This is a genomic window from Streptococcus sp. HCA-5024 (assembly GCF_037890265.1).
GTDB classification, from domain to species: domain Bacteria; phylum Bacillota; class Bacilli; order Lactobacillales; family Streptococcaceae; genus Streptococcus; species Streptococcus lingualis.
The window spans coordinates 1-22,206 of record NZ_JBBKBR010000010.1 but is presented as its reverse complement, the minus strand read 5'-3'; the positions used below and the strand labels follow the sequence as shown (position 1 = coordinate 22,206).

Sequence of the window (22,206 nt, the reverse complement as noted above, 5' to 3'; positions counted from 1 at the left end):
TCCGCTTCTTGACTAGTTTGACAAAATTTTCGATGGTCTTGAGCCCATCTGGCGTCCCAATACTTTCTGGATGGTATTGAAAACCATAAATCGGTAAGCTACGGTGTTGAATTCCCATAATGGCTTGATCATCCGTCGTCCGAGAGGTAATGACAAAATCCTCTGGCATGTCTTCAATCGTCAGCGAATGGTAACGCATGACTGGGACTTCTTTTGCGACACCCGCGTATAGAGGAGAGGGAGCTTCTAGCTGTATCTGGCTTTGTTTGCCATGCATGACCTGTGGTGCCAATCCCAAGCGCCCTCCAAAAACTTCCGCAATCGCTTGATGTCCCAGGCAAATCCCCAAGATTGGTTTGACCCCTGCGAAATCTCGGATCATCTCCTCCATCTTGCCCGCATCCTTTGGCCAACCTGGACCTGGAGAAAAGACCAAGGCAGCTGCTTCTTGGGCAACCTGGTACAAATCCGGATCATCATTTCGAAGCACCTGGACCTCATCAAATTTTCCGATATACTGTGCTAAATTGTAGGTAAATGAATCGTAATTATCTACTAATAAAATCATCCTTCTTCTCCAATCCTTGTCATTGATTTTGCCTTATTGACGGTTTCTTGGTATTCATTTTCAGCGATCGAATCATAAACGATTCCTGCTCCAGCCTGCACATAAGCCTTCTTATTTTTGAGGATCATGGTTCGAATCGCAATAGCAAAATCGAGATCCCCCGTCACAGAGAGATAGCCAATAGCCCCCGCATAGACCCCGCGTTTCTCTTTTTCTGCCTCATAGATTCGCTTCATGGCTCGAATCTTGGGAGCACCAGAAACTGTTCCAGCTGGAAGAGTTGCCTTCAGAGCCTCAATAGAGGCTAGTCCAGGAAGTAATTGCCCCTTGACCACACTGGTCAGGTGCATGACATAACGGAAGAATTCCACTTCCATATATTTGGTCACTTCAACTGACCCATTTTGAGCAATACGACCAATATCATTGCGCCCTAGATCCACCAACATCCGGTGCTCTGCGACTTCTTTTGGATCCCCTGCCAAATCAGCTGCCAATTTCCGATCACTCTCTTCATCGAGCCCTCTGGGACGCGTGCCCGCAATGGGATTAGTTGTCACCACTCGGTCCTTGACCGACACCAGACTTTCTGGACTAGCACCGATAATTTGGTACTCCCCAAAATCATAAAAGTAGAGATAATTCGAAGGGTTGGTCACGCGCAAATTGCGGTAATAATCTAGTGGTTTTCCTGAAAAGTCAGCTGAAAAACGTTGACTGAGCACGCATTGGAACATATCTCCTTTTCGAATATAGTCCCGCGCTAGGGCCACCATTTCCTCAAACTCTTTTTGCTCCAAATGATTGTGGAAATGAAGCGCATGCAGGTCCTTGTCCTGAAACTCTTCTTTTGCAGGTCTTGCCAATTGTGCTAATACTTGCTCCAAGCTCGACGCTTGCTCTGCTTCACTCCGTCCACTATAGAGGTTCTCTTCCACCACATAGACCTTTTCCTTTTTGTGATCAAAAATCACATAGCTCTCATATAAGAAAAAGTGAAGATCTGGTGTGCCAATCGTATCTTCAGGAATGGAACCAATGTTCTCATAGAGGCCAATCAAGTCATAGCCGACAAATCCAATCGCCCCACCGTTAAAAGGAAGCTCTTCAGAAGTTTTCGTTTTGACCGTGATGCGGTTCAAAAAGTCTAAAGGATCCTCTTCAACAATTTGATCATTGTAATAGAGGACGCCATGTTCAAACTTGACTTCACTGACTGGCCGATAGGCTACAATTGAAAAACGCGCATTCTCTTTTTCACGAGGAATTGACTCTAAGATCATTTTATGGGGCGCATCCAAACGCATATAAGCCAAAATTGGACTCAACACATCAGCAGATAAAACTTTTTTCATATCAGAAACCTCTCTTCTAGAACTCTTTTATTCTAAGGAATTCCGCCGGCCCATGCTTTTCTTGCTAAGGCGATCAAGGGTATCCCATCGCTCAATTCTCGCTTTGGGATCTATGTGCCTAAGCTCGCTTCGCTTGCTAAGGCACATAGAAAAGCCCTCACACAAAAACTGTGTGAGGGCGTAATGTCCGCGGTGCCACCTCTTTTATAGGGAAAAATAGCTGGTCTTTCCCTACATCTCTATCTCCTCTATCAAGGAGTTGCACGGTAAGGGGTGCCAACCGAATTCACATGGGTTAGAATTCATTAATCATAACAGTCCAATTTTCATCAGTCGCTATTGCTTGTTCACAATTCCCACAAGCTCCCTGGAAATAGCTGACTCATTACTTTTCTGTTGCTACCATTATAACCCTTTTTCTTCGAAAGTCAATAAAATTTTTAGTCTTTTTTTATACTTTTTTCTACACTTATTTAATACAATCAACTCAAAGTTCCCTATCGGCGCATCTTTTTTAACCCAAAAATAGGATACTTAACAAGGCCAAAATAGCAGGGCCACCTTGGGTCAAGATAATCTTTTTATTGGCTGTCATCGCACCGTAGGCCGCAGCTCCAATAATAAAGAGCACAAAAATCGTAACAACTTCACTATTTTTAGAGACAAACAATCCATACAAGAGGAACACCCCAATCAAGGCATTGTATATCCCTTGATTCTTAAATAAAGAGGTCACAGATGGACGAGCGAGTTCTTCTTTATCCATGTTGAAAACCCGACTTGTGGTATCAGATGTGGTTCTGATGCTCTCCAAATAAAAAATATATAGATGCTCCAATGCAGCAAGACTTGCTAAAATAATCGTCAGTAATGACATCGTAGATTCTCCTTTTTATTCAACTGTTATTTGTTCAATGCCAGATACTAATTTGTCCAGCAGGTAAGAAAATTGCTCTTGTTCTTGAGCAGTCAAAATCCGACTCATCTGTTCTTTCACCGCCACATGATAGCAAGGGGGATGTTTGACCAAACGATTATAGGCCGTATCCGTCAAATGAATTAAGATTTCCCGCTGGTTTTTTGGATTTCGACTCCGATGGACAAATCCTTCCTTTTCTAATATTTTGAAATGCCGGGTTAAAGCCGCTGGATCAATCTGCAAGCGCTCCTGAACCGCGATCTGATTGCAAGGTGCTTGTTCTAATAAATCCTGCAAAATTTGATAACGTGTTAAGCTAATCCCTAGGCGCTTTTCAAAGAGTTGCGTAGTTGATTGATCTGCCAAGCGTAGTTGGTAGAGCAAATCATTTATTTCTGCCATATTCCTTCTCCGTATTATTTTTGATAAATCAATAATTGACTAATCAATTATAAAATATTTCATATCCTCTTGCAAGGAAAAGAGCTTGCACTGTTTTTCCGCACAAAAAAAGCCGCCTGATTTGGCGACTCTTAGGGAGATTATTATGAAAAAGAAAAGTTTTAGGATTTTTCTAAACAAAGTTAGGAGGTCTTTGTTTATGGTTCTATTATAGCGGACATTTCTTAAAGAAAGCTTACGACTTTATTTCAAAATGAAAACAAATTCTTTACAGATTCTTTTCAGCGTTTAAAATAACTGGAATATCTAGTAAGGTGTTCATCTGATGATTACCTTGATAGTCAGACGCCAAGAAATTGATACTCTGAATCTGGCTATTTCTTGCAAAGTCAATATCCAGGCTCCGATCCCCAATATAGTAGGTATTTTCTGGCTCCACCCCGTACTTCTCCATCAGATACCTAGCAGCTTCTGGGTCAGGCTTGCGGGCAAAACCACTTTGACTGGTCAAAATCTCTGTAAAAAAAGATTCCAAACCCAAGTCCCGCAGGATGACAAAGGCGTTCTCTCCCTTATGGGTATAGACAAACTGCTCAATTCCAGCTTCTTGTGCCCAGGATAGGACATCAGGCGCCCCATCCATCAGAAGGACCTGGGCATTTTTCTCCGCTAGACTTTCTGCTCGACGATGATTCAAGTCAGTCACATCCAGATGATACTCCTCCGCCACGGCTACTAAAAGATCTTGGACCGAATGCTTCAAGATGAAATCTTTAATGCTGGCTCGGTCAAAGGGAAGCTGATAAGTTGCATAGGTCTCCTCAAGACCTGCCAGAATAGCATCATAGGAATCTAGCAAGGTCCCATCCAAATCCCAAATAAAGGCTCGTTTTGTCATTTTTTCTTCTCTCCTACTTTTCGTCTATATAGCTGACTCAAAAATAGCCAACGGAAGCCATTGTCGAGCAGCGTCCCCGTCCAGACCCCTGGAAGGCCAAAGCCAAGGGTTACTCCAAGCAGATAACCGGCTCCAATTCGAATGACCCACATGCCAATCGTCGTCGCATAAAATGGAAGCTTCCCATTTCCCAAGCCTTGCCAAACAGCTGTATAGATGACTGTCCCTGCCGTAAACGGCGTTCCTAACAAAGAAAAGAGGACAACCGATAAACTAGCTTCTACTGCTTTTGTATCTTGGGTGTAGAGATGGGTCAGAAGGGTGCCCCCAAAAAAGATTCCCAAGGCAATAGGTAACATTAACACGAAGGACAACCAGTAAGACTGCTTTCGAAGGCGAGCAATCTGCTCAAGATCACCTTCACCTAGGCTCCGTGCCACGAGCATGACCGTCGCTGTGGCCACTCCAAATACAGGCATATAGTTAAACTGGGTCAAGGTCTCTCCGATGGCATTTCCTGCGACTGCCTCGGTCCCAAAAGCAACCACGATCGCAATGATCACCACATCTCCAGCTCGCATCATCAGCCGCTCCCCGGCAGCTGGAAGCGCTAAGTTCAAGAGCTTACGATCCAATCCCCAACCAAGGGGGGCAAAGGGTAGCTGGACCTTTTGCCACAAGAGGATGACGCCCACCAGACGGGCCAGCACTGTCCCCAAAGCTGCACCAACAATGCCCCAACCAAAAAGGAAAATGGCTACAGAGGAGAACAGAGCGTTTAATAGATTGGTCAACAGGCTCACATACATAGGAAGACGTGGATTGTTGGCCACCCGAACCAAGGAGCCCAAGGTCGTCATCAATCCTAAGAGAACTATGGTCCCGCCAACCAAGGAAAGGTAAATCCCCCCGCTTTCGGCTACTGCAGCTTCAGTCCCCAACAGCGAAATCATCTGGCGTCCAAATAACAGCGAAGCCCCTCCTAGGAGAGCACTCAACAACAAGGTCACCTTCAGTGACTCTGTCGCATGGTAGGCAATGGTTTCTTTATTTTTTTCACCCAAGCTTTTGGACATTACACTGGCAACTGCCGCACCCAGTGCCAAAAAGATGGCTTGATAGATCGTGATGATATTCCCTGCGACGGAAACACCTGAAATGGCAATCAAGCCCAGGTGAGCCACTAAATAAGAGTCCACCATGCCCATCAGCATTTGTAAGAAATTTTCACCCATGGCAGGAAGGGCGATGTTTAAGATTTTTTTGTATGAATTCATGCGTATATAAAAGAGCCAAACGGCTCTTTTGATCTTTCTAATAGGAAGAATTAAAGTCCCAAGTAGTCTTCTACGGCTGCTTGCATGTCTTTGGCTGCCACGCTTGTACGATGGCGAACCGGTGCAGTTTCAAGGCCGTCTACAGCCGGTGGCACAGGAACACCTGAGAGTGTGTGTAATTTAGCCAAGGCTTCGAAATCACCTAGACCTGTCTCGCCCGTCACCGCTTCTACTGCCACAACCGGGAATTTATAAGGACTTGCTGTAGAGGCAATGACTGTTTTAGCAGTATCCCCTGTTTGGGTCCGGTATTTTTGATAAACGGCTGATGCTACGGCTGTATGAGGGTCTTCGATGTAATCAGACGCTTCATAGACCCGCTTGATCTCTGCAGCAGTTTCTGCTTCATCTGCGTATGCAGCCGCAAACAAATCTAAGATGTCTGCATCAAAGTTGGACAATTGGTACTGACCTGTTGCAACAAGGCTTTCCATCAACTCTTTGGTCTTTGTGGCATCATTGCCTACCAAGTGGAAAATCAAGCGTTCCAAGTTTGAAGAGACCAAAATATCCATTGATGGGCTAGTGGTCACCTTGAACTCACGTTTCTTATCATAGACATGTGTTTTGAAGAAGTCTGTCAAGACATTGTTTTCATTTGACGCACAGATCAATTTCCCAACTGGAAGACCGATTTGTTTGGCATAGAAAGCTGCCAAGATATTTCCAAAGTTTCCTGTTGGAACAGTGAAATTGACTTTTTCTCCCGCTGTGATTTGGCCTGTCTTGACCAATTGCGCATAGGCGTATACGTAATAGACAACCTGAGGCACCAAACGGCCAATGTTCATAGAGTTGGCTGATGAGAATTGCATCTTGTTGGCTGCTAATTTTTCACGGAGCGCCACATCATTGAACATGTGTTTGACATTGGTTTGGGCATCGTCAAAGTTTCCATCGATCGCGATGACATGGGTATTGTCCCCCGTTTGAGTCGTCATTTGCAATTCTTGCACCTTGCTGACACCATCTTTTGGATAAAAGACAATGATCTCTGTTCCTGGAACATCGGCAAAACCTGCCATCGCAGCTTTTCCAGTATCTCCAGAAGTCGCCGTCAAGATGACAATTTTATTTTCCAAACCGTGCTTTTTAGCTGCTGTTGTCATAAAGTAAGGCAAGATCGACAAAGCCATATCTTTAAAGGCAATGGTGGAACCGTGGAAAAGTTCCAAGTTGTATTGCCCATCGAGTTTGACAAGCGGAGCAATAGCTGGGGTATCAAACTTGCTGTCATAAGCATGAGAAATACAGTAGTCCAACTCTTCTGCTGTAAAGTCGTCCAAAAAGGCTGACAAAACAAGCTTGGCCACTTCTTGGTAAGAAGCGTCTTTGAGGGTATCAAAATCCAGCTCTACTTGAGGATAAGAGACTGGAGTAAACAAACCGCCATCTGTCGCCAATCCTTGAAGGATGGCTTGACTAGCTGTTACAGTATTTTTTTCATCTCGTGTTGATTGATAAACTAATGTCATGACTGTTTCATTCCTTTACTAGTAGTCTTCTCATTATATCATAAATGTCAGAAAATTTAACGGCTTTTCGCCAAATCTTGGCAAAGGTCGGCAAACAGAAGCTAGATAAAAGAGAGCAGGCGCAACGACTTTGCTCCTACTCCCATGCGAATCTGTTTTTCAGGTGTCTGCAAGACTTGATCAAGCCAATCCCAACTCTGCTAAAACAGATGGGAAGTCTTTCTTCAAGGTTTCAAGAGCTACCGTTACTTCTTGACGAGTTTGGTTATTTTTCACAGTAACTTGACCGCTCTCAACTTCACTACTTCCTAAGGTAATCAAGGCTTTGGCCGCAAAGACATCTGCTGACTTAAATTGTGCCTTGAGCTTGCGTCCAAGGTAATCACGTTCTGCCTTGAAACCTTGGATTCGAAGGGCCTGAACCAAGCTAAGCGCTGCTTCATTGACTTCATCTCCTAGGACAGCGATATAGGCATCTAGGCCTGTTTCGATCGGTAATTCAATGCCTTTCTTTTCAAGAACGAGAAGGATCCGTTCCAGACCAATCCCAAATCCAAAACCAGCTGTCGCAGGGCCACCGAAGTATTCAACCAAACCATCATAGCGACCACCCGCACAGACTGTTAATTCATTGCCTTCAATTTCTGTAATGAACTCAAAAATCGTGTGGTTGTAGTAATCCAAGCCACGCACCATATTGGTATCGATGACATAGGCTACCCCCAAGTCTTCTAACATCCGACGAACCGCATCAAAATGCGCTTGGCTTTCTTCATCTAGATAGTCTAGGATGGAAGGAGCCTGTTCAACCGCGGCCTTGTCTTCTTTTTCTTTTGAATCCAAAACACGAAGCGGATTTTCTTCTAAGCGACGTTGGCTGTCCTTAGACAATTGATCCTTCATTGGCAAGAGGTAATCAATCAAGGCTTGACGATAAGCCTGACGACTAGCAGGGCTTCCCAAGGTGTTCAAGTGCAAGGTCACATTATCAATCCCTAGTTCTTTCAGGAATTGCGCGGCCATGGCAATTGTTTCGACATCCGTTGCAGGATTGCTCGATCCAAAGCATTCTACCCCAATTTGGTGGAATTGACGCAAACGACCTGCTTGAGGACGTTCGTAGCGGAACATTGGGCCTATGTAATAGAACTTACTTGGTTTTTGTACCTCAGGCGCAAAGAGTTTATTTTCTACATAGGAGCGGACAACAGGAGCTGTTCCTTCTGGACGAAGCGTGATATGACGGTCTCCCTTGTCATAGAAATCATACATTTCTTTGGTAACGATATCCGTCGTATCCCCTACTGAACGGCTGATGACTTCATAATGTTCGAAGATCGGTGTGCGGATTTCATCATAATTGTATCGCGCAAAGACCTTGCGTGCAAAGCCTTCTACATATTGCCATTTCGCTGAATCGTCAGGAAGGATATCCTGGGTCCCTTTTGGTTTTTGTAATTTCATAGCCTTCATCCTTTGTCTTACTTTTGCCTCTATTTTACCACAAATTCGAAGAGAAATGGAGGCTGGACCGAATTTCCTTCGTTCGACACGTTCAAAACCTCTTTCTCTTCTTGCCTTATCAGCCGAATTATGAGAAAATGGAAGCCATACTACACTGAAAGGATCTTGCGATGAGAGAGGATATCAAAATCAATGACCGCGCCCTGGCACTAGAGAAGCCGTTAATCGAAAAATTGGAGCTTGTATTTGATACCGATGTTGAGTTAGATGTTTATAATCTGGGACTGATCTACGAGATCCATCTAGATGAAGCCGGCACTTGCAAGGTGGTTATGACCTTTACCGATACGGCTTGTAGCTGTGCTGAGAGCCTTCCGATCGAAATCGTCGCTCGCCTAAAAGAAATCGAGGGGATCGAAGATGTCAAGGTTGAAGTGACTTGGTCACCCGCTTGGAAAATTACACGAATCAGCCGATACGGGCGCATCGCCCTTGGTCTTCCACCACGATAATAAGCATTACCTTTTAAAAAATGCATTCAACTAACGAAGGAAGGCCTCTTTGGAAATCCGATCCACAATAAAAACGAGGAACACCAGCTCTGACATCAGAGTCTGTTCCTCGTTTTTTATAATGTTTAAATCCATTCAAACTTTTTCACTACCAGAATGGACTAAGCCTCATCAGCTTTTGGTTCTGGAAGGATTTGATACAACACAATCCCAAGAATGGTTGACGTTGCGACACCAGTGATTTGAAGACCACCGAGGTCAATCATCAAACCACCGATCCCTGATACCAAGATCACACTTGCAATCAAGAGATTCTTTTTATTATCAAAATCAATCTTATGTTCAACTAAAATTTTCAAACCACTAGCAGCGATAACCCCAAAGAGGGCAATAGACAAACCTCCCAATACAGGAGTTGGAATAGAGTGCAAGAGTGCTGATAGCTTCCCAATAAAGCTCATGACAACCGCAATCACTGCCGCGCCTGAAATAACGTAAACTGAGTAGACCTTACTAAGGGCCATCACCCCAATGTTTTCCCCATAAGAAGTTACTGGAGGAGCTCCAAAGAATCCAGCAATAATCTGTGCCAAGCCATCACCAGTAAGCGTATGATCAAGCCCTGGATCCTTGAAGTAATCACGCTCAGTCAAACTGTTTAAAACCATGAGATGGCCAAAATGTTCCGTCATGGTCACAAAGGCAATCGGAGCCATGGTCAAAATCGCACTTGGATAGAGCTTAAAGCTATAATCCACAAATGGAATGTCAAAGTTTGGAACTTGAATCCAATGCGCCGCACTTACCTCTGAGAAATTGACAAAACTATGTCCTGTCAGCAAACCAAGAGCCAATGAGAAAATATAGCCCACAATTAATCCAAGTAAAATTGGGACGACACCGACAATCTTCTTGCCATACATGTTAAAGAGGATAACCGCAAAGAGGGTCACCATCGAAATCAATAGAGCATAACCACTATAGCTTTTATTTAAGGTTGTCGCATCAGTGACTGCATTTGCCGCAAGACTCAAACCAATTACCATGATAATGGGACCAACCACGATTGGTGGAAGGACCTTATTAATCCAATCTTTACCCGCATGCTTAACAATCAGAGCTACAAACAAGTAGACCAAACCACCCGCCATAGCACCCTGGGCAACTGCTGCGATTCCATCTGACTTCATCAGCATCTGCATAGCAGCAATATAAGCAAAACTAGACCCCATGTAAGCAGGAATCTTATACTTGGTCACTGTCAAGTGAGCCAAGGTCCCCAAACCAGATGAGAACAAAGCAATGGCAGGATCAATCCCAACCAAAATCGGCACCAGCACTGTCGCCCCAAACATGGCAAACAAATGCTGGAAAGATAAACCAATCAATAAACCAGGTTTTGGCATATCATTCACATCATATTTAACGTCATTCACGATCGTAAAAACCTCCTAAAATTAAGATGCGACAAGCTATGGCTGAACAAAAACGTCTACCTTCGATGACCAAATCGTAAGGATGCACTCCCTACTTCCATCATCGACGATTTCTTTTTTGATCAAACCACTTTTCAACTATACAAAAAAATCCCCCACAACAAGGAGATACACAAAATATAGGCTGGTCTTCCCAGGCCTTTCATTTCCATAGCTCCTTGCCTGCCTCTCTGGACAGTATTAAAGGATTAATTCGATTAGTCACAATTATAGCAAATTATAGACGGATTTACAAGAAAAATGACAGATAATACACTCAAATCCCCCAAAAAGTAATATTCATACGCTTCAGCGACAGGGTTAAAAATAGCGACTTTGAGCCAAAAAAGAGGCTGGGACAAAAGTCCTAGCCTCTCAATTATTTTTGGATTGTCGAGCAAGACGCAGTGGTTGAGTGGGCTCTACTACGCTGATTTCATCAGCTTTTACAGCCCTACTCAACTGTGCGGAGGTGGGACGACGAAATCGAATTCTAACGAATGACCGATTTCTGTCCCACTCTCTCTTTGGACAAAGTCGTCCTTGTAATTACTGTTTACCAGACTGTTCCATATTCCAGAAGTCGGTTACAGCACCACGTGATGCGGAAGAAACGATATGAGCGTATTTACCCAAAACCCCACGGCTATACAGTGGTGGCAAAGTTGTTTCAGCCTTGCGTTTCGCTAACTCTTCGTCTGAAACATGCATGGTAATTTCTTTGGTATCTTGATCAACTGTTACCATGTCCCCTGTGTGGAGGTAGGCGATTGGGCCACCGACCTGAGCTTCAGGCGCAATGTGACCGACAACGAGACCATAAGTACCACCAGAGAAGCGTCCATCTGTCAAGAGGGCCACCTTGTCCCCTTGACCTTTCCCAACGATCATAGATGACAAGGACAGCATTTCCGGCATACCAGGACCACCCTTAGGACCTACAAAACGAACAACAACAACGTCGCCATCCACGATTTCATCCGAAAGAACGGCTTCAATGGCAGCTTCTTCTGAGTCAAAAACCTTAGCAGGACCAGTGATGTTACGAACTTTCACACCTGATACTTTGGCAACTGCCCCTTCTGGAGCCAAGTTCCCTTTCAAGATAATCAATGGACCATCCGCACGTTTTGGATTGTCAAGTGGCATGATGACTTTTTGACCTGGTGTCAAATCAGCGAAGGCTTCTAAGTTTTCAGCCACCGTTTTACCAGTACATGTGATTCGATCCCCATGAAGGAAACCATTCTTCAGAAGGTATTTCATGACGGCCGGTACACCACCAACATTGTAAAGGTCTTGGAAGACATATTTCCCTGAAGGTTTCAAGTCCGCCAAGTGAGGGACGCGCTCTTGGAAATCATTAAAGTCTTCAAGGGTCAAGTCCACATTGGCTGCGTGAGCAATCGCGAGCAAGTGAAGAGTGGCATTGGTGGAACCACCTAGCGCCATGGTCACGGTAATAGCATCTTCAAAGGCTTCACGGGTCAAGATGTCAGATGGCTTGAGTCCCATTTCCAGCATCTTGACAACAGCACGACCTGCTTCTTCGATATCGGCCTTCTTATCCGCTGATTCAGCAGGGTGAGAAGAGGAACCTGGCAAGCTCATCCCAAGGACCTCGATCGCTGTCGCCATGGTGTTGGCCGTATACATCCCACCACAGCCACCAGGGCCAGGGCAGGCGTTACATTCCAGTTGCTTCACTTCTTCAGCCGTCATATCACCGTGATTCCATTTCCCAATTCCTTCGAAAACCGAAACCAGGTCGATATCTTTTCCATCAAGATTCCCTGGGGCAATAGTCCCACCATAAGCAAAGATCGCTGGGATATCCATATTGGCAATGGCAATCATCGAACCAGGCATGTTCTTATCACAGCCCCCGATGGCTACAAAAGCATCCACGTTGTGACCACCCATAGCTGCTTCGATAGAATCCGCAATGATATCGCGAGATGTTAGGGAGAAGCGCATACCAGGAGTCCCCATAGCAATCCCGTCCGCAACCGTAATGGTTCCGAATTGGACCGGCCAAGCTCCTGCATCCTTCACACCTTCTTTAGCCAATTTTCCAAAATCGTGAAGGTGGATGTTACAAGGGGTATTTTCCGCCCATGTCGAAATCACTCCAACAATCGGTTTCTCAAAACTTTCATCGGTCATTCCCGTCGCGCGAAGCATGGCACGGTTGGGAGATTTTACCATGCTATCGTAGACACTACTACGATGGCGTTTGTCTAATTCTGTCATGTCATTCCTCTCGTTTCATTTTTTACCATTATAGCATAAAAGAAGGCCCAAAGGCAGATCCAAACTTTGAGATTAACTGTGGAGAAGAAACTTTTCCCAAAAATTTCAATTTTTTTGTCAAGTAACTTTACTTTACAAAAAAGTTTTGTTATACTGTTACAGTTGATGAAAATCAAACCTAATTGAATTTATATCTTAAAAGGAGAAAAACGAAATGGCAGTACCTGCACGTCGCACATCAAAAGCGAAGAAAAACAAACGTCGTACGCACTACAAAGTAACAGCTCCATCTGTAAACTTTGACGAAGCAACTGGAGATTACTCACGTTCACACCGTGTATCACTTAAAGGATACTACAAAGGACGTAAGATCGCTAAAGCTGCATCAGCTGAATAATAGAAGGGAGATACCATGCGCGTAAATATTACACTTGAACACAAAGAATCTGGTGAACGCTTGTACCTTACTTCTAAAAACAAACGTAACACTCCAGACCGTCTTCAATTGAAGAAATACTCACCAAAACTTCGCAAACACGTTGTGTTTACAGAAGTGAAGTAAGCATTCAATACGAATCAATACAGAAGAAAAACGCTGATTTCAAGCGTTTTTTCTTTTTGCTAAATGCGATATATTGCACTGTATTTCAATTCAAACACTACCTTTTTCACTACCTTTTTGAAATAAGAATAATGATTCGGATATATAAAAGAAGAGGAACTTTAGTATGAAGCTCCTCTTTTTGTTATGTGTTCTTTTTCTCACAGATCGTATGACCTGGTTTGACACAGTTGGATTTCAGGTACTTTCAGTTTAGCTTTATATCAACCATCATCAAAATCCAACTATTTTCTTATTTTAAAAAATATGAATAAGTTTGATTGAATGAGGGAATTTCTTTAAATTTTTTCTTAGCACCTATAAGTTAATAATACTATTCTTTAAATTATAGTTTATAATTATCTGATGTTTCAATGACCACAAAACAAAGTACAGCGAATCACTTCCTTTAGTCAAACATATAACTGAACAACATTGTTTATCTTCCTGCACTTTCATATTTTTTCAATCCTTTTCTAAAAATTGTACGACTGATAATAATCAAAAAAACTGTAAAAACTATTTGATATAAAAATAGGTTCAATGTATCTTTCCCTAAAAATATTAATACTGCAGGATTGGCAATTAATAAATTGGGAACAAATAACATAGTGATCAATCTGTTAATACCTGTAAAAATATTATATGGATACTTAGAAATTCCAATATAATTCAAAAATACATCTACTTTTGAAAATTTAGTTGGGAACCAAAATGAACTAATCGTTATTAGAAACCAAATTGAATAATATATAATACAACCACACATTAAAGAAAGGATATAAAATAATATTTTTAATGAATTTAAATGTACATTTAAATTTCCATAACTTATAAAAATGATCGCAAGACCAAAAAAAGTATTCACGAATTGAACTAAATTAAATGATCTAAAAATATAGAACAACTGAGTATCAAACGGCCTCAATAAAATTTGATCCAAGTTACCACTCAAAATATCTGATTCTAAAATTCCCATACTTCTAATTAACAATCCCATCATAACTCCATCTACAATAGTGTAGGAACCTACCAAAAATAAAATTTGATAATAGTCCCAACCATTAAAAGAGTCTATGTTTAAGAAAATCAATCTAAAAAATACAATAGGTAAACCAATCCACAGTATCGACGAAAATAGACCACAAAAGAAGTCAAAATGAAAATTCATATCAGATTTAAAACCAAAATGAAGTAGCCTAAAAATTACTTTTATTCTAAACATTTTATCCTCCCACATTTGAGAAGTGCTCCACTCCTTTTCTCAATATGAATCTTGATATAATATAAAAAATGATGCACCAAATCAATTGAATACAAATAATTCTCAAATAGTCTATTAATTTATATGTATCATTACTAAACATCTGAAGCGGTTCATATACTAAGTATTTAAAAGGTAATACATCTAAAAACAGACGAAAATTATTTGAAAAAAAACTTAAAGGCAATAATATTCCTGATAAAAACTGAATTACTATTTCTTTAACAGTAAGGACAAAAAATATATTTTCTAACCAAAAAGAAAGCATACCTACACAACATGATATTAAAAACCATAGAACCATAGATAGAATAATTGCAATACTTCCTAAAATAAGAATTTCAATGGTTAATAACTCATTCTTGTAATAAACACTGGAGAATAAAATGACAGGAATGATGATAAATAATAAATGAGCAATCCTATCTCCAAGCATTTTACAAAAATAATACTTATAAAAAGTAACAGGTTTTATTAATATGCTAAAAAAATTTCCTGAATGAACATCGTCATTGATTTCCCAATCAACTGGATAAAAAACAAAATATGAAAAAATTATAGTCCCCAAATAGTATTGAACCATTGAGGTAAAATCATATCCTGCTATATTTATCTGGTTACTCTGATATATATACGTCCATAAAAATACTGATATCATAATTTGTATACTTGCCTGTAACATTAACAATAGTACACTTGATTTATAGTTCAAAATAGATCGAAATGATATCAGAATAATAGACATTTCTTTTTTCAATTGTGCTCCTTTTTTGTAAAATAGTTTTGTAAAATAATTTCTTCTAAAGAAAGATTTGATATTTCAAAATCTTCTATATCTACAAGCTTATTGATTGATTCTAATGTCTCAAAGACAAAATCTCTAGGTATTTTTAGTATACATTCCGATTTTGTTTGAGAAATGACTACTACTCCTTTAACAGAGCATAACTCTGGTACCAAATCTAATGTCATTTTTATCTTTAAATATTTAAAATCAGAAAATTTAGATAAAATAACATCCATTGACTCCTGCAAAATAATTTTTCCTTTGTCAATGACGATTAATTCGTCACAAACAGACGAAATATCATCCATATCATGACTCGTTAAAATAATAGTAGTATGACATTCTTCATTCATTTTCTTTAAAAATGTTCTGATATCTTTTTTAGACTGTATATCTAACCCTATAGTAGGCTCGTCTAAAAATAATATTTCCGGACTTGTTAAAGATGCCGCGATAAACTCCATTTTCATTTTTTGTCCAAGAGAGAGGGTCCGGACCTGCTGGTAAAGCTGATCTTTTACATTCAACAAATTGCTTAATTCCTGAATTCGTTCTTGTAAAATCGCCGGTTCTACCTCATATAAAGTACCAATCAATTGAAAATAATCCATAGCCGAAACATCTTGAAATAACTGTAATTTATTTCCTACTACTATTGAAATTTTTTTTCTAAAATTTATACTTCTTTTAAATGGAATTTCTCCATTCACTTCTAATTTTCCGGAACTAGGATAAAGAGTCCCAGTCAACATTTTAATCGTTGTGGATTTACCAGCTCCATTACTCCCAATAAAGCCAACTATACTCCCTCTCTTAATCGTAAAACTAATATCTTGAACAGCTCGAATCGTTATTTGATTACGTTTCAAAAATCTCTTGATAAATGGGAGTCTTGAATCAAAATTATAAAAATTTTTAGATAAATTCTGAGCATTAATAACTATTTCACTCATATATCTCTCCTTTCGATAAAATATATTTACTTGTACTTTTTCCATACTTTACCAAAATGCTAAAGATTGAGCTAAAATCTTCGGGATGGGTAAAATAATATTTGTCTTTAAAAAGTTTCTCAAAACCTTCAAGGCGATTATTGAAATCATTAAATTATGTATTGTCTAGCTGGTTGAATGTCTCTTTAATATCCATAAACTTTCTCCGTGATTCTTTATTTCACTTTATAAATAGAAGAGTGTCTATATATTTATAGATCCTCAAGGACTTGCATTTTATCAAGTATAAGTAGAATAGTATGTAAGGGTTTACATATTCGTATTATATGATTATTTAAGGAATCCGTCAATTTTCCACATTATTATATGACGAAATGTATTTTTTAAAAATGCAAAAATCTATGAGCAAGATGTTTGACTTCCTTTTTTAAAGTATATATACTTATATTAACCTTAGAAAAGAAAGAATGTTTGAACAGATATTCAATAATAATTACTTTTTTTAAAATTAAAATTCGAACTTTAAATTTTTATCTTTTTTATATTATTGAGTAACCTAAATTGCCCACTTTGTAAAATTAAGCTAGACAAAAAAAGACATCCAAGAGAAATTTCTTAAATGTCTGTAAACGTTGATATAAGCGTGTTGATTAACGTTTTGATAATTGTGATGCTTTACGAGCTTTCTTAAGACCTGGTTTGGAAAGTATGGATTTCAGTTGGACTAAAAACAGCGTAATATCAAGGATTTTCTGAACAATATCTACTTTTTAATTTCATAAAATCTGAATCAATATTTTTAAAATAGGGGAATAGTTTAGGTCTCTAAGCATTAAAATAATACACCTAACTTTGGTCACCGTTTTTTAGTTATTCACTCTTTTTTCAGATAGTGTTTTTAAAGTTATGATGTAAAATGCCGCAATTAAAACACTATACATCATAATCGGAGGATAGACAATTAAAGATAGAATCAATCCCACTCCTTTAATTATTAGGTCAGGTATCAATAACTTCCTATATTGTGCGGTAGCTTCAAGTAATTCTTTCTGATCTATATTGGGTTTATCAATTACTTTATGTAAAAACCAGTTTGCTACCGTTGAAACAATAACAATCAGTCCATAAAAGAGCTGTGCCGTATGATTCATGAAATGACTACTAACTATTCCAGTAGCATAGGGCATAAATGAAACAAAAAATAAAAGATACAAATTCTTTCAAATTTCTCCCTTTTCAACTTGGCTAACTTGACCTGCATTACCTAGGTCGCTTTGCTTTAAATTATACTTTTTTCTTAAACATTTGATACGAGCAGGTATTTCTTGTGAGTAATTTTCATCAAAAAATTTCATATATAATCTCCCTATAATCATGGAAAAGTAGTAAAAATAGTTGTTATCCTAGTTGATTAAAAAAATCTCTGATTTCCTCATCTTTTATAAAATAATATATAATTTTCCCCTCTCTTCTAGTGTCCAAGATGTTTTGATTGGCTAGTTTACGAAGATGGTGGGAGGCAGATGCCATACTGAGATTTAATAAACAGGCTATATCGCAGACACAGAGTTCTTCGACGGCAAGGAGATAAAAGATGATATTTATCTGTTTATTATCGGTAAATTTTGATAAAATGCGAAGTGATTTTTGGACTTTTTCCTTTTCAAGGTAGTTCGTTGCGGTTGTAACATTTTGTTGATTTATAACATCCACTTGACAGATACTATCTTTTTTCATAATTTTTTCTCCTAGCCTAACACAGCCCATAGCATGTCAAAGCTGTTGTTTTCAATCAGGATATACATCCCCAATCCTAAATAGACAACGGCAATAAACCATCTGCTATATTTTTCCAAAGTTTCTCCAACAGAAGGGACTTGTGCTAATTTTTGGGCAGAAAAAACCAAGAGATAAATCATGACTAGAAAAGTAAGTAAAGTCACTATCAAATTCGCTAAATTTAAGGTGGTAAAATATGGGACAAAGACACCAATATTGTCAGCGCCACAACTTGCAAAAGTAATCATAGCGACTAGAAAAATCAGGTTTTTATTGTCTTTTCGCAAACCATCTTTTGCAATAGCTTCTCCATCAGAATCTCCTAAAAGCAAAACTTTGAGGCCTAGGAAAATTGGAATCAAACCGAGTAAACCTAAAATCTCTTTACTAGGAATATAATTCAAGACAAATGCAAAAAGCAAACTTAGGAATATTAGACTAACAGAGCCTAGAAATTGTCCTAAATAGATGTTAATGATGTCCTTTCTGCTTTTTCTTTTGGCAAAAAATAACATTAGGATAATAAGTAAGTCTACGGCTGTCCCAGAATACAGGATTATTGAAGTAACAACATTTTGAACCATAAAGCACCTCATTCAAATATATTTTTGAATGTATTTTAACATTAAACTTTGTTGATGTCAACTTAAAATCCACCAATTAATAATTGCATGTCAATATTTGTATTGTGAAACTAGTTTCAGAAATATATAGTCTTAAAGTATGTCCACTGCCAATGGTTTTTTCAATATTTAAAAGGAGAGAACCAATTTGGTCCTCTCCAGGGTATAATTTTCCACCAACCCACTACAGTTGACAAAGAGCCGTTATTCTCAAATGAGACAACTCCTTTTAGTTTTTATAACCTCAGCTTCTCGGTCTCTTACCTACTTTTAATAGAAAGACTACGAAGGACGATTCTTAAAGTAGTCAGATTGTGCAATATCGAAAGATTAGATGGGCTTAACCAATTTAACAACCCAAATCCAATTAAACTTCCATTTATTACAACTGTTTCTTGAATATTTCTTTGAATTAATTTCTGCAACGATTCAGATAAAGAATTCAATTCCTCGAAGAAATCTAAACGATTATCTAATAATAAAATATCACTCATCTGCTTAGAAATATCAGCACTTTCATTCATCACAACCCCAATATCTGCAAGCGTCAAGGCAGCAGAGTCGTTTAACCCGTCTCCAACCATCAAAATAGTTCGGCCAGCTTTCTGTAATTCCTGAACCAACTGAAACTTACCATCTGGTTTTAAATCAGTATAAACGTTGTCAAATGGCAGATCTTTAACCAACTCTTCTGTTCTAGCCAACGTATCACCAGTTGCCAGAATCAGTTTTTTCCCTTGGCGCTTTAGCTTTTTCAATGCAACTTTCGCCTCGCTTCTCAAGGGAGTGTGGATACAAAACATCCCAATTAATTCTTTCTTATAAGCCAAAAACAATAAATTGTAATGAGTCTTATATTGCTCAATCAAGGCCAGCTGCTCAGAACTAATTCTTACCTGTTCGTCTTGCATTAGTACATAATTTCCAATGACAACCGATTGACCATCAATTTGCGATTTAATCCCTTTGCTTGCAACATACTGAAGCTTGCCATGCATTTCTTCGTGTTCAATGCCTTCAATTTCAGCTTGTTTAACAATTGCATTGGCAATAGGATGATAGATATGTTCCTCCAAACATGCACTTATTCTTAAAATATCTTTCTCAGTATAATCTCCGAAAGGAAGAACCTTTTCAACCAAAGGATAACTCGTCGTGATGGTACCCGTTTTATCAAACAAGAAAGTATCCACTTCCAGATATTTTTCTAATACATCACCATCTTTAATAACCATTTCTCGATTTAGACCTTCCTTTATGGCCGTAAGGTAGGCTACAGGTGTGGATATTTTTAGAGCACATGAAAAATCCACCAATAAAAAGGAAATGGCTTTTGAAAACGAACCTGTTAACAGATAAGTCAAACCAGCACCTAAGAAGTTATATTTTACAACCTTGTCTGCCATCCTAATAAAATGACGTTGTTTTGTCTTCTTACTCTCTTCAGATTTTTTCATCAGATTGATGAGTTGCAAAATACGACTGTTTATCTGATTATCAGTCACACGAATTCTTAACTCTCCTGTTTCCAAAACAGTATTCGCACATACAGAATCTCCCTCTTTCTTTTCAACAGGGAAGCTCTCTCCAGTCAAGGAACTCTCATTGACCATGCCTAATCCTGAAACCACTTGGCCGTCAAACAAGATTTCATTCCCTTGGGAGACAACTAATACATCACCTACTTGAACATCAGAACTCTTGATGCTGATGACCATGTCTCCCCGCACTAAGAAAACATCACTTTCTTTAGCAAGAAGGCTTTGTTCCAAATCTGTTGCTGTTTTTTTAAAAGACCACTGATCCAGATGATTACCCAAATCAAGCATAAACATGATGTTGCTAGCTGTCTTGGATTGGTTCATAAACAAGGACAACAAAATGGCCGAACAGTCCAAGACCTCCATGGTTAGTTCCTTGCGCGCTAAAGTTTGATAGGCTTCTTTGACATAACCCAAAGCCTGATAACAAGTCCAAATATAACGAATAGGGTAGGGTACAAAACTTCGAAACAGCAAACGCTTAATCGCTGCACCCGATACAATTGAATAAGCACTCTCTTCTCTACGAATGGGAAGAGTCATCAAGTCCGAAACTTTCCCCTTGTCAATTTTTTTTAAAAAGGCCTCTGCATTTTCTAATACAGAGAAGCCTTCTTTCATACGTAGAGTAAAGTGCTGCTGATCCATATAAAACTGAATAGAGTCGATCCCTTTTTCATCTTTAGCCAAGGAACGAAGATAATCTTGAATATCCAAGGTCAGTGAAAACGAGGACGATAATCGGATATGTTGATATCCTCTGTGTAGCACTTTAAAAGACATATTATTCACCTGTCAGGCTATCTAATTGTTCTTCTTTCTTTTCCTGTTCGTATAAATATTTAGCGTCTTGTAAAACATCATCACCGTGTTGTTTTACAACAGAAACAGATGCATCCAGTCCATCTTTCAATTTGTAAGCTTTAGCCAAGGCCTTAGAATAGCCTTTCTTAGCTTCTTTACTTGCTAAGACTTTCAAGCCAAGCGTCCCAAATGCTACCCCTCCTAAGAAGAGAGATGATTTTTTCGCAACTTTTGCGACGTTTAATACTTCTTTTAACATGTTTATTTCCTCCTTGTAACTATTGTAGCGAAAAATGACAGCAAAAGCAATTGCTGATATCTGATATATAGATAAAATTCTCTATACTGATATTTAATTATATTATGATGAAAACAATATACTTTATTTTTTGATACTGTCAATAATTATGTGTAAACACTTAAGTAGAGTTACGGAGTGTTAATTAAATAAGCTTTCAAGTGTATCAGAACATTGACCAAACCCTTTATGGATTCGTTGACTTTGCTTGAAATTATAATCTTCAAACAACGTAACTAAGTAACGTTCCAGAGCCTCCTCATTAGGAAAAAGAACCTTCTTTTTCGTTTGATGTTTGATTTCTTTGTTAAGAGACTCAATGAGGTTTGTCGAATACATGCTGTGCCAAATCTGGTAGGGAAACTGATAAAAAGTTAAAAGATTATCCGTCTTCTCCAGACTTTCCATGACTTTCCTATACTTTGGTTTCCATTCGGCGAGAAAGTCCTCTAAAGCTTGTCCTGCCATTTCTAAATTTTCAGCACGATAAATCATTATAAATTGCCCCAGAATAACCGCTCTATCTGCTCGTTTCACTTTACTAGCTAGATTTCGACTAATATGAATTAAGCAACATTGTTGTTTAGCTAATGGGTGAGCCTGACTGATAATCTGCTCAAGCCCCTTAAAGCCATCTGTAACTACAAGAGAAATCTGTTGGATTCCTTGGTTTTGAAGCTTGTCTAACAGGGTGGACCAAGAAGCATTGTTTTCTTGAGGCAACTGTGCATAGCATATCTCTATGCGACTAAAGTCGCTAGAGCTATCCTAATTGCGCACCGCCAGTTCTCATAGAAAAAAACACCTTGCAAGATGCAAAGTGTTTTCGTTTGTATTCTGCTGTCCAGTAACGAATTAACGTTTACTAAATTGTGATGCTTTACGGGCCTTTTTCAAG

At 39.2% G+C, this 22,206-nt stretch carries 21 protein-coding genes and 2 pseudogenes; 3 read left to right on the top strand and 20 right to left on the bottom strand.

Features of this window, described 5'->3' with window-relative positions:
• Positions 1 to 4: 4 nt before the first annotated feature.
• From WKT08_RS10095 to hisS, 8 genes and pseudogenes are all read right to left on the bottom strand, one after another.
• A pseudogene (locus tag WKT08_RS10095) lies at positions 5 to 568 on the bottom strand (aminodeoxychorismate/anthranilate synthase component II); the annotation flags it as partial.
• Positions 565 to 1,923: an anthranilate synthase component I gene (gene trpE / locus WKT08_RS10090; RefSeq protein ID WP_340281856.1), complete on the bottom strand. Its 1,359-nt coding sequence runs from the start codon at positions 1,921 to 1,923 to the stop codon at positions 565 to 567. The gene trpE and the pseudogene WKT08_RS10095, both read right to left, overlap by 4 nt.
• 514 nt (positions 1,924 to 2,437) lie before the next feature.
• Entirely contained in the window at positions 2,438 to 2,800 is a 363-nt protein-coding gene (locus WKT08_RS10085; RefSeq protein ID WP_023920162.1) for a DUF1304 domain-containing protein, read from the bottom strand.
• A 15-nt stretch (positions 2,801 to 2,815) separates the two neighbouring features.
• Positions 2,816 to 3,244: a MarR family winged helix-turn-helix transcriptional regulator gene (locus tag WKT08_RS10080; protein ID WP_021154236.1), complete on the bottom strand. Its 429-nt coding sequence runs from the start codon at positions 3,242 to 3,244 to the stop codon at positions 2,816 to 2,818.
• A gap of 268 nt (positions 3,245 to 3,512) precedes the next feature.
• Positions 3,513 to 4,142 carry an HAD-IA family hydrolase gene (locus WKT08_RS10075; RefSeq protein ID WP_151191237.1) on the bottom strand — a complete coding sequence of 210 codons (630 nt, stop codon included), beginning with the start codon at positions 4,140 to 4,142 and terminating at the stop codon, positions 3,513 to 3,515.
• Positions 4,139 to 5,419 (bottom strand): MATE family efflux transporter, encoded by a 1,281-nt coding sequence (locus tag WKT08_RS10070; protein WP_254728462.1) that lies wholly within the window; start codon positions 5,417 to 5,419, stop codon positions 4,139 to 4,141. Before WKT08_RS10070 ends, WKT08_RS10075 begins: the two co-directional genes overlap by 4 nt.
• Positions 5,420 to 5,469: 50 nt before the next feature.
• Positions 5,470 to 6,954 carry a threonine synthase gene (thrC, locus tag WKT08_RS10065; RefSeq protein WP_014712664.1) on the bottom strand — a complete coding sequence of 495 codons (1,485 nt, stop codon included), beginning with the start codon at positions 6,952 to 6,954 and terminating at the stop codon, positions 5,470 to 5,472.
• Between the two features lie 180 nt (positions 6,955 to 7,134).
• A complete protein-coding gene (hisS, locus tag WKT08_RS10060) occupies positions 7,135 to 8,418 on the bottom strand; it encodes a histidine--tRNA ligase (protein WP_340281845.1) in 1,284 nt (427 codons plus the stop codon).
• A gap of 170 nt (positions 8,419 to 8,588) precedes the next feature.
• Here hisS and WKT08_RS10055 point away from each other — a divergent pair, with 170 nt between their 5' ends.
• Complete coding sequence (locus WKT08_RS10055) at positions 8,589 to 8,930, top strand: metal-sulfur cluster assembly factor (RefSeq protein WP_003010891.1); 342 nt, start codon at positions 8,589 to 8,591, stop codon at positions 8,928 to 8,930.
• Positions 8,931 to 9,091: 161 nt separating this feature from the next.
• On the opposite strand, the gene WKT08_RS10050 is transcribed toward WKT08_RS10055, so the two are convergent.
• Entirely contained in the window at positions 9,092 to 10,366 is a 1,275-nt protein-coding gene (locus WKT08_RS10050) for a uracil-xanthine permease family protein (protein WP_315378716.1), read from the bottom strand.
• A gap of 588 nt (positions 10,367 to 10,954) precedes the next feature.
• A complete protein-coding gene (gene ilvD, locus WKT08_RS10045; RefSeq protein WP_340281840.1) occupies positions 10,955 to 12,658 on the bottom strand; it encodes a dihydroxy-acid dehydratase in 1,704 nt (567 codons plus the stop codon).
• 214 nt (positions 12,659 to 12,872) lie between these two features.
• Here ilvD and rpmF point away from each other — a divergent pair, with 214 nt between their 5' ends.
• Together rpmF and rpmG are read left to right on the top strand one after the other, a co-directional pair.
• The gene (gene rpmF / locus WKT08_RS10040) at positions 12,873 to 13,055 is read left to right on the top strand and encodes a 50S ribosomal protein L32 (RefSeq protein ID WP_003009516.1); all 183 of its coding nucleotides are present in this window, start codon (positions 12,873 to 12,875) and stop codon (positions 13,053 to 13,055) included.
• Between the two features lie 15 nt (positions 13,056 to 13,070).
• Positions 13,071 to 13,220 (top strand): 50S ribosomal protein L33, encoded by a 150-nt coding sequence (gene rpmG, locus WKT08_RS10035; protein ID WP_001265622.1) that lies wholly within the window; start codon positions 13,071 to 13,073, stop codon positions 13,218 to 13,220.
• A gap of 478 nt (positions 13,221 to 13,698) precedes the next feature.
• On the opposite strand, the gene WKT08_RS10030 is transcribed toward rpmG, so the two are convergent.
• The 10 genes and pseudogenes from WKT08_RS10030 to WKT08_RS09985 form a co-directional block, all read right to left on the bottom strand.
• Positions 13,699 to 14,484 (bottom strand): ABC transporter permease, encoded by a 786-nt coding sequence (locus WKT08_RS10030; RefSeq protein WP_340281832.1) that lies wholly within the window; start codon positions 14,482 to 14,484, stop codon positions 13,699 to 13,701.
• 1 nt (position 14,485) lies between these two features.
• Positions 14,486 to 15,280 carry an ABC transporter permease gene (locus tag WKT08_RS10025; RefSeq protein WP_061597418.1) on the bottom strand — a complete coding sequence of 265 codons (795 nt, stop codon included), beginning with the start codon at positions 15,278 to 15,280 and terminating at the stop codon, positions 14,486 to 14,488.
• Positions 15,277 to 16,263 (bottom strand): ABC transporter ATP-binding protein, encoded by a 987-nt coding sequence (locus WKT08_RS10020; protein ID WP_003010129.1) that lies wholly within the window; start codon positions 16,261 to 16,263, stop codon positions 15,277 to 15,279. Before WKT08_RS10020 ends, WKT08_RS10025 begins: the two co-directional genes overlap by 4 nt.
• An 866-nt stretch (positions 16,264 to 17,129) precedes the next feature.
• A complete protein-coding gene (locus tag WKT08_RS10015; protein ID WP_225915803.1) occupies positions 17,130 to 17,414 on the bottom strand; it encodes a hypothetical protein in 285 nt (94 codons plus the stop codon).
• 69 nt (positions 17,415 to 17,483) lie between these two features.
• Positions 17,484 to 17,618, bottom strand: a complete 135-nt coding sequence (locus tag WKT08_RS10010; RefSeq protein WP_255778472.1) for a hypothetical protein — start codon at positions 17,616 to 17,618, stop codon at positions 17,484 to 17,486.
• 43 nt (positions 17,619 to 17,661) lie between these two features.
• Positions 17,662 to 18,000, bottom strand: a complete 339-nt coding sequence (gene cadX / locus WKT08_RS10005; protein WP_000711078.1) for a Cd(II)/Zn(II)-sensing metalloregulatory transcriptional regulator CadX — start codon at positions 17,998 to 18,000, stop codon at positions 17,662 to 17,664.
• Between the two features lie 11 nt (positions 18,001 to 18,011).
• Positions 18,012 to 18,626: a CadD family cadmium resistance transporter gene (locus WKT08_RS10000; RefSeq protein ID WP_045759101.1), complete on the bottom strand. Its 615-nt coding sequence runs from the start codon at positions 18,624 to 18,626 to the stop codon at positions 18,012 to 18,014.
• Between the two features lie 299 nt (positions 18,627 to 18,925).
• Positions 18,926 to 20,989, bottom strand: a complete 2,064-nt coding sequence (locus WKT08_RS09995; protein WP_340281821.1) for a heavy metal translocating P-type ATPase — start codon at positions 20,987 to 20,989, stop codon at positions 18,926 to 18,928.
• A gap of 1 nt (position 20,990) precedes the next feature.
• Positions 20,991 to 21,269 (bottom strand): DUF6110 family protein, encoded by a 279-nt coding sequence (locus WKT08_RS09990; RefSeq protein WP_002893755.1) that lies wholly within the window; start codon positions 21,267 to 21,269, stop codon positions 20,991 to 20,993.
• Between the two features lie 180 nt (positions 21,270 to 21,449).
• Positions 21,450 to 22,040, bottom strand: a pseudogene (locus WKT08_RS09985) (IS256 family transposase); the annotation flags it as partial.
• Positions 22,041 to 22,206 lie beyond the last annotated feature (166 nt).

What these genes read in the sequence shown, in the direction of transcription:
- WKT08_RS10030 (WP_340281832.1), bottom strand. Translation starts at nt 14,484, where the DNA reads ATGTTTAGAATAAAAGTAATTTTTAGGCTACTTCATTTTGGTTTTAAA.
- hisS (WP_340281845.1), bottom strand. Translation starts at nt 8,418, where the DNA reads ATGAAATTACAAAAACCAAAAGGGACCCAGGATATCCTTCCTGACGAT.
- WKT08_RS10000 (WP_045759101.1), bottom strand. Translation starts at nt 18,626, where the DNA reads ATGGTTCAAAATGTTGTTACTTCAATAATCCTGTATTCTGGGACAGCC.
- WKT08_RS10020 (WP_003010129.1), bottom strand. Translation starts at nt 16,263, where the DNA reads ATGAGTGAAATAGTTATTAATGCTCAGAATTTATCTAAAAATTTTTAT.
- thrC (WP_014712664.1), bottom strand. Translation starts at nt 6,954, where the DNA reads ATGACATTAGTTTATCAATCAACACGAGATGAAAAAAATACTGTAACA.
- WKT08_RS10015 (WP_225915803.1), bottom strand. Translation starts at nt 17,414, where the DNA reads ATGAATCATACGGCACAGCTCTTTTATGGACTGATTGTTATTGTTTCA.
- WKT08_RS10085 (WP_023920162.1), bottom strand. Translation starts at nt 2,800, where the DNA reads ATGTCATTACTGACGATTATTTTAGCAAGTCTTGCTGCATTGGAGCAT.
- trpE (WP_340281856.1), bottom strand. Translation starts at nt 1,923, where the DNA reads ATGAAAAAAGTTTTATCTGCTGATGTGTTGAGTCCAATTTTGGCTTAT.
- cadX (WP_000711078.1), bottom strand. Translation starts at nt 18,000, where the DNA reads ATGAAAAAAGATAGTATCTGTCAAGTGGATGTTATAAATCAACAAAAT.
- rpmF (WP_003009516.1), top strand. Translation starts at nt 12,873, where the DNA reads ATGGCAGTACCTGCACGTCGCACATCAAAAGCGAAGAAAAACAAACGT.
- ilvD (WP_340281840.1), bottom strand. Translation starts at nt 12,658, where the DNA reads ATGACAGAATTAGACAAACGCCATCGTAGTAGTGTCTACGATAGCATG.
- WKT08_RS10010 (WP_255778472.1), bottom strand. Translation starts at nt 17,618, where the DNA reads ATGAAATTTTTTGATGAAAATTACTCACAAGAAATACCTGCTCGTATC.
- WKT08_RS10055 (WP_003010891.1), top strand. Translation starts at nt 8,589, where the DNA reads ATGAGAGAGGATATCAAAATCAATGACCGCGCCCTGGCACTAGAGAAG.
- rpmG (WP_001265622.1), top strand. Translation starts at nt 13,071, where the DNA reads ATGCGCGTAAATATTACACTTGAACACAAAGAATCTGGTGAACGCTTG.
- WKT08_RS10075 (WP_151191237.1), bottom strand. Translation starts at nt 4,142, where the DNA reads ATGACAAAACGAGCCTTTATTTGGGATTTGGATGGGACCTTGCTAGAT.
- WKT08_RS09990 (WP_002893755.1), bottom strand. Translation starts at nt 21,269, where the DNA reads ATGTTAAAAGAAGTATTAAACGTCGCAAAAGTTGCGAAAAAATCATCT.
- WKT08_RS09995 (WP_340281821.1), bottom strand. Translation starts at nt 20,989, where the DNA reads ATGTCTTTTAAAGTGCTACACAGAGGATATCAACATATCCGATTATCG.
- WKT08_RS10070 (WP_254728462.1), bottom strand. Translation starts at nt 5,419, where the DNA reads ATGAATTCATACAAAAAAATCTTAAACATCGCCCTTCCTGCCATGGGT.
- WKT08_RS10080 (WP_021154236.1), bottom strand. Translation starts at nt 3,244, where the DNA reads ATGGCAGAAATAAATGATTTGCTCTACCAACTACGCTTGGCAGATCAA.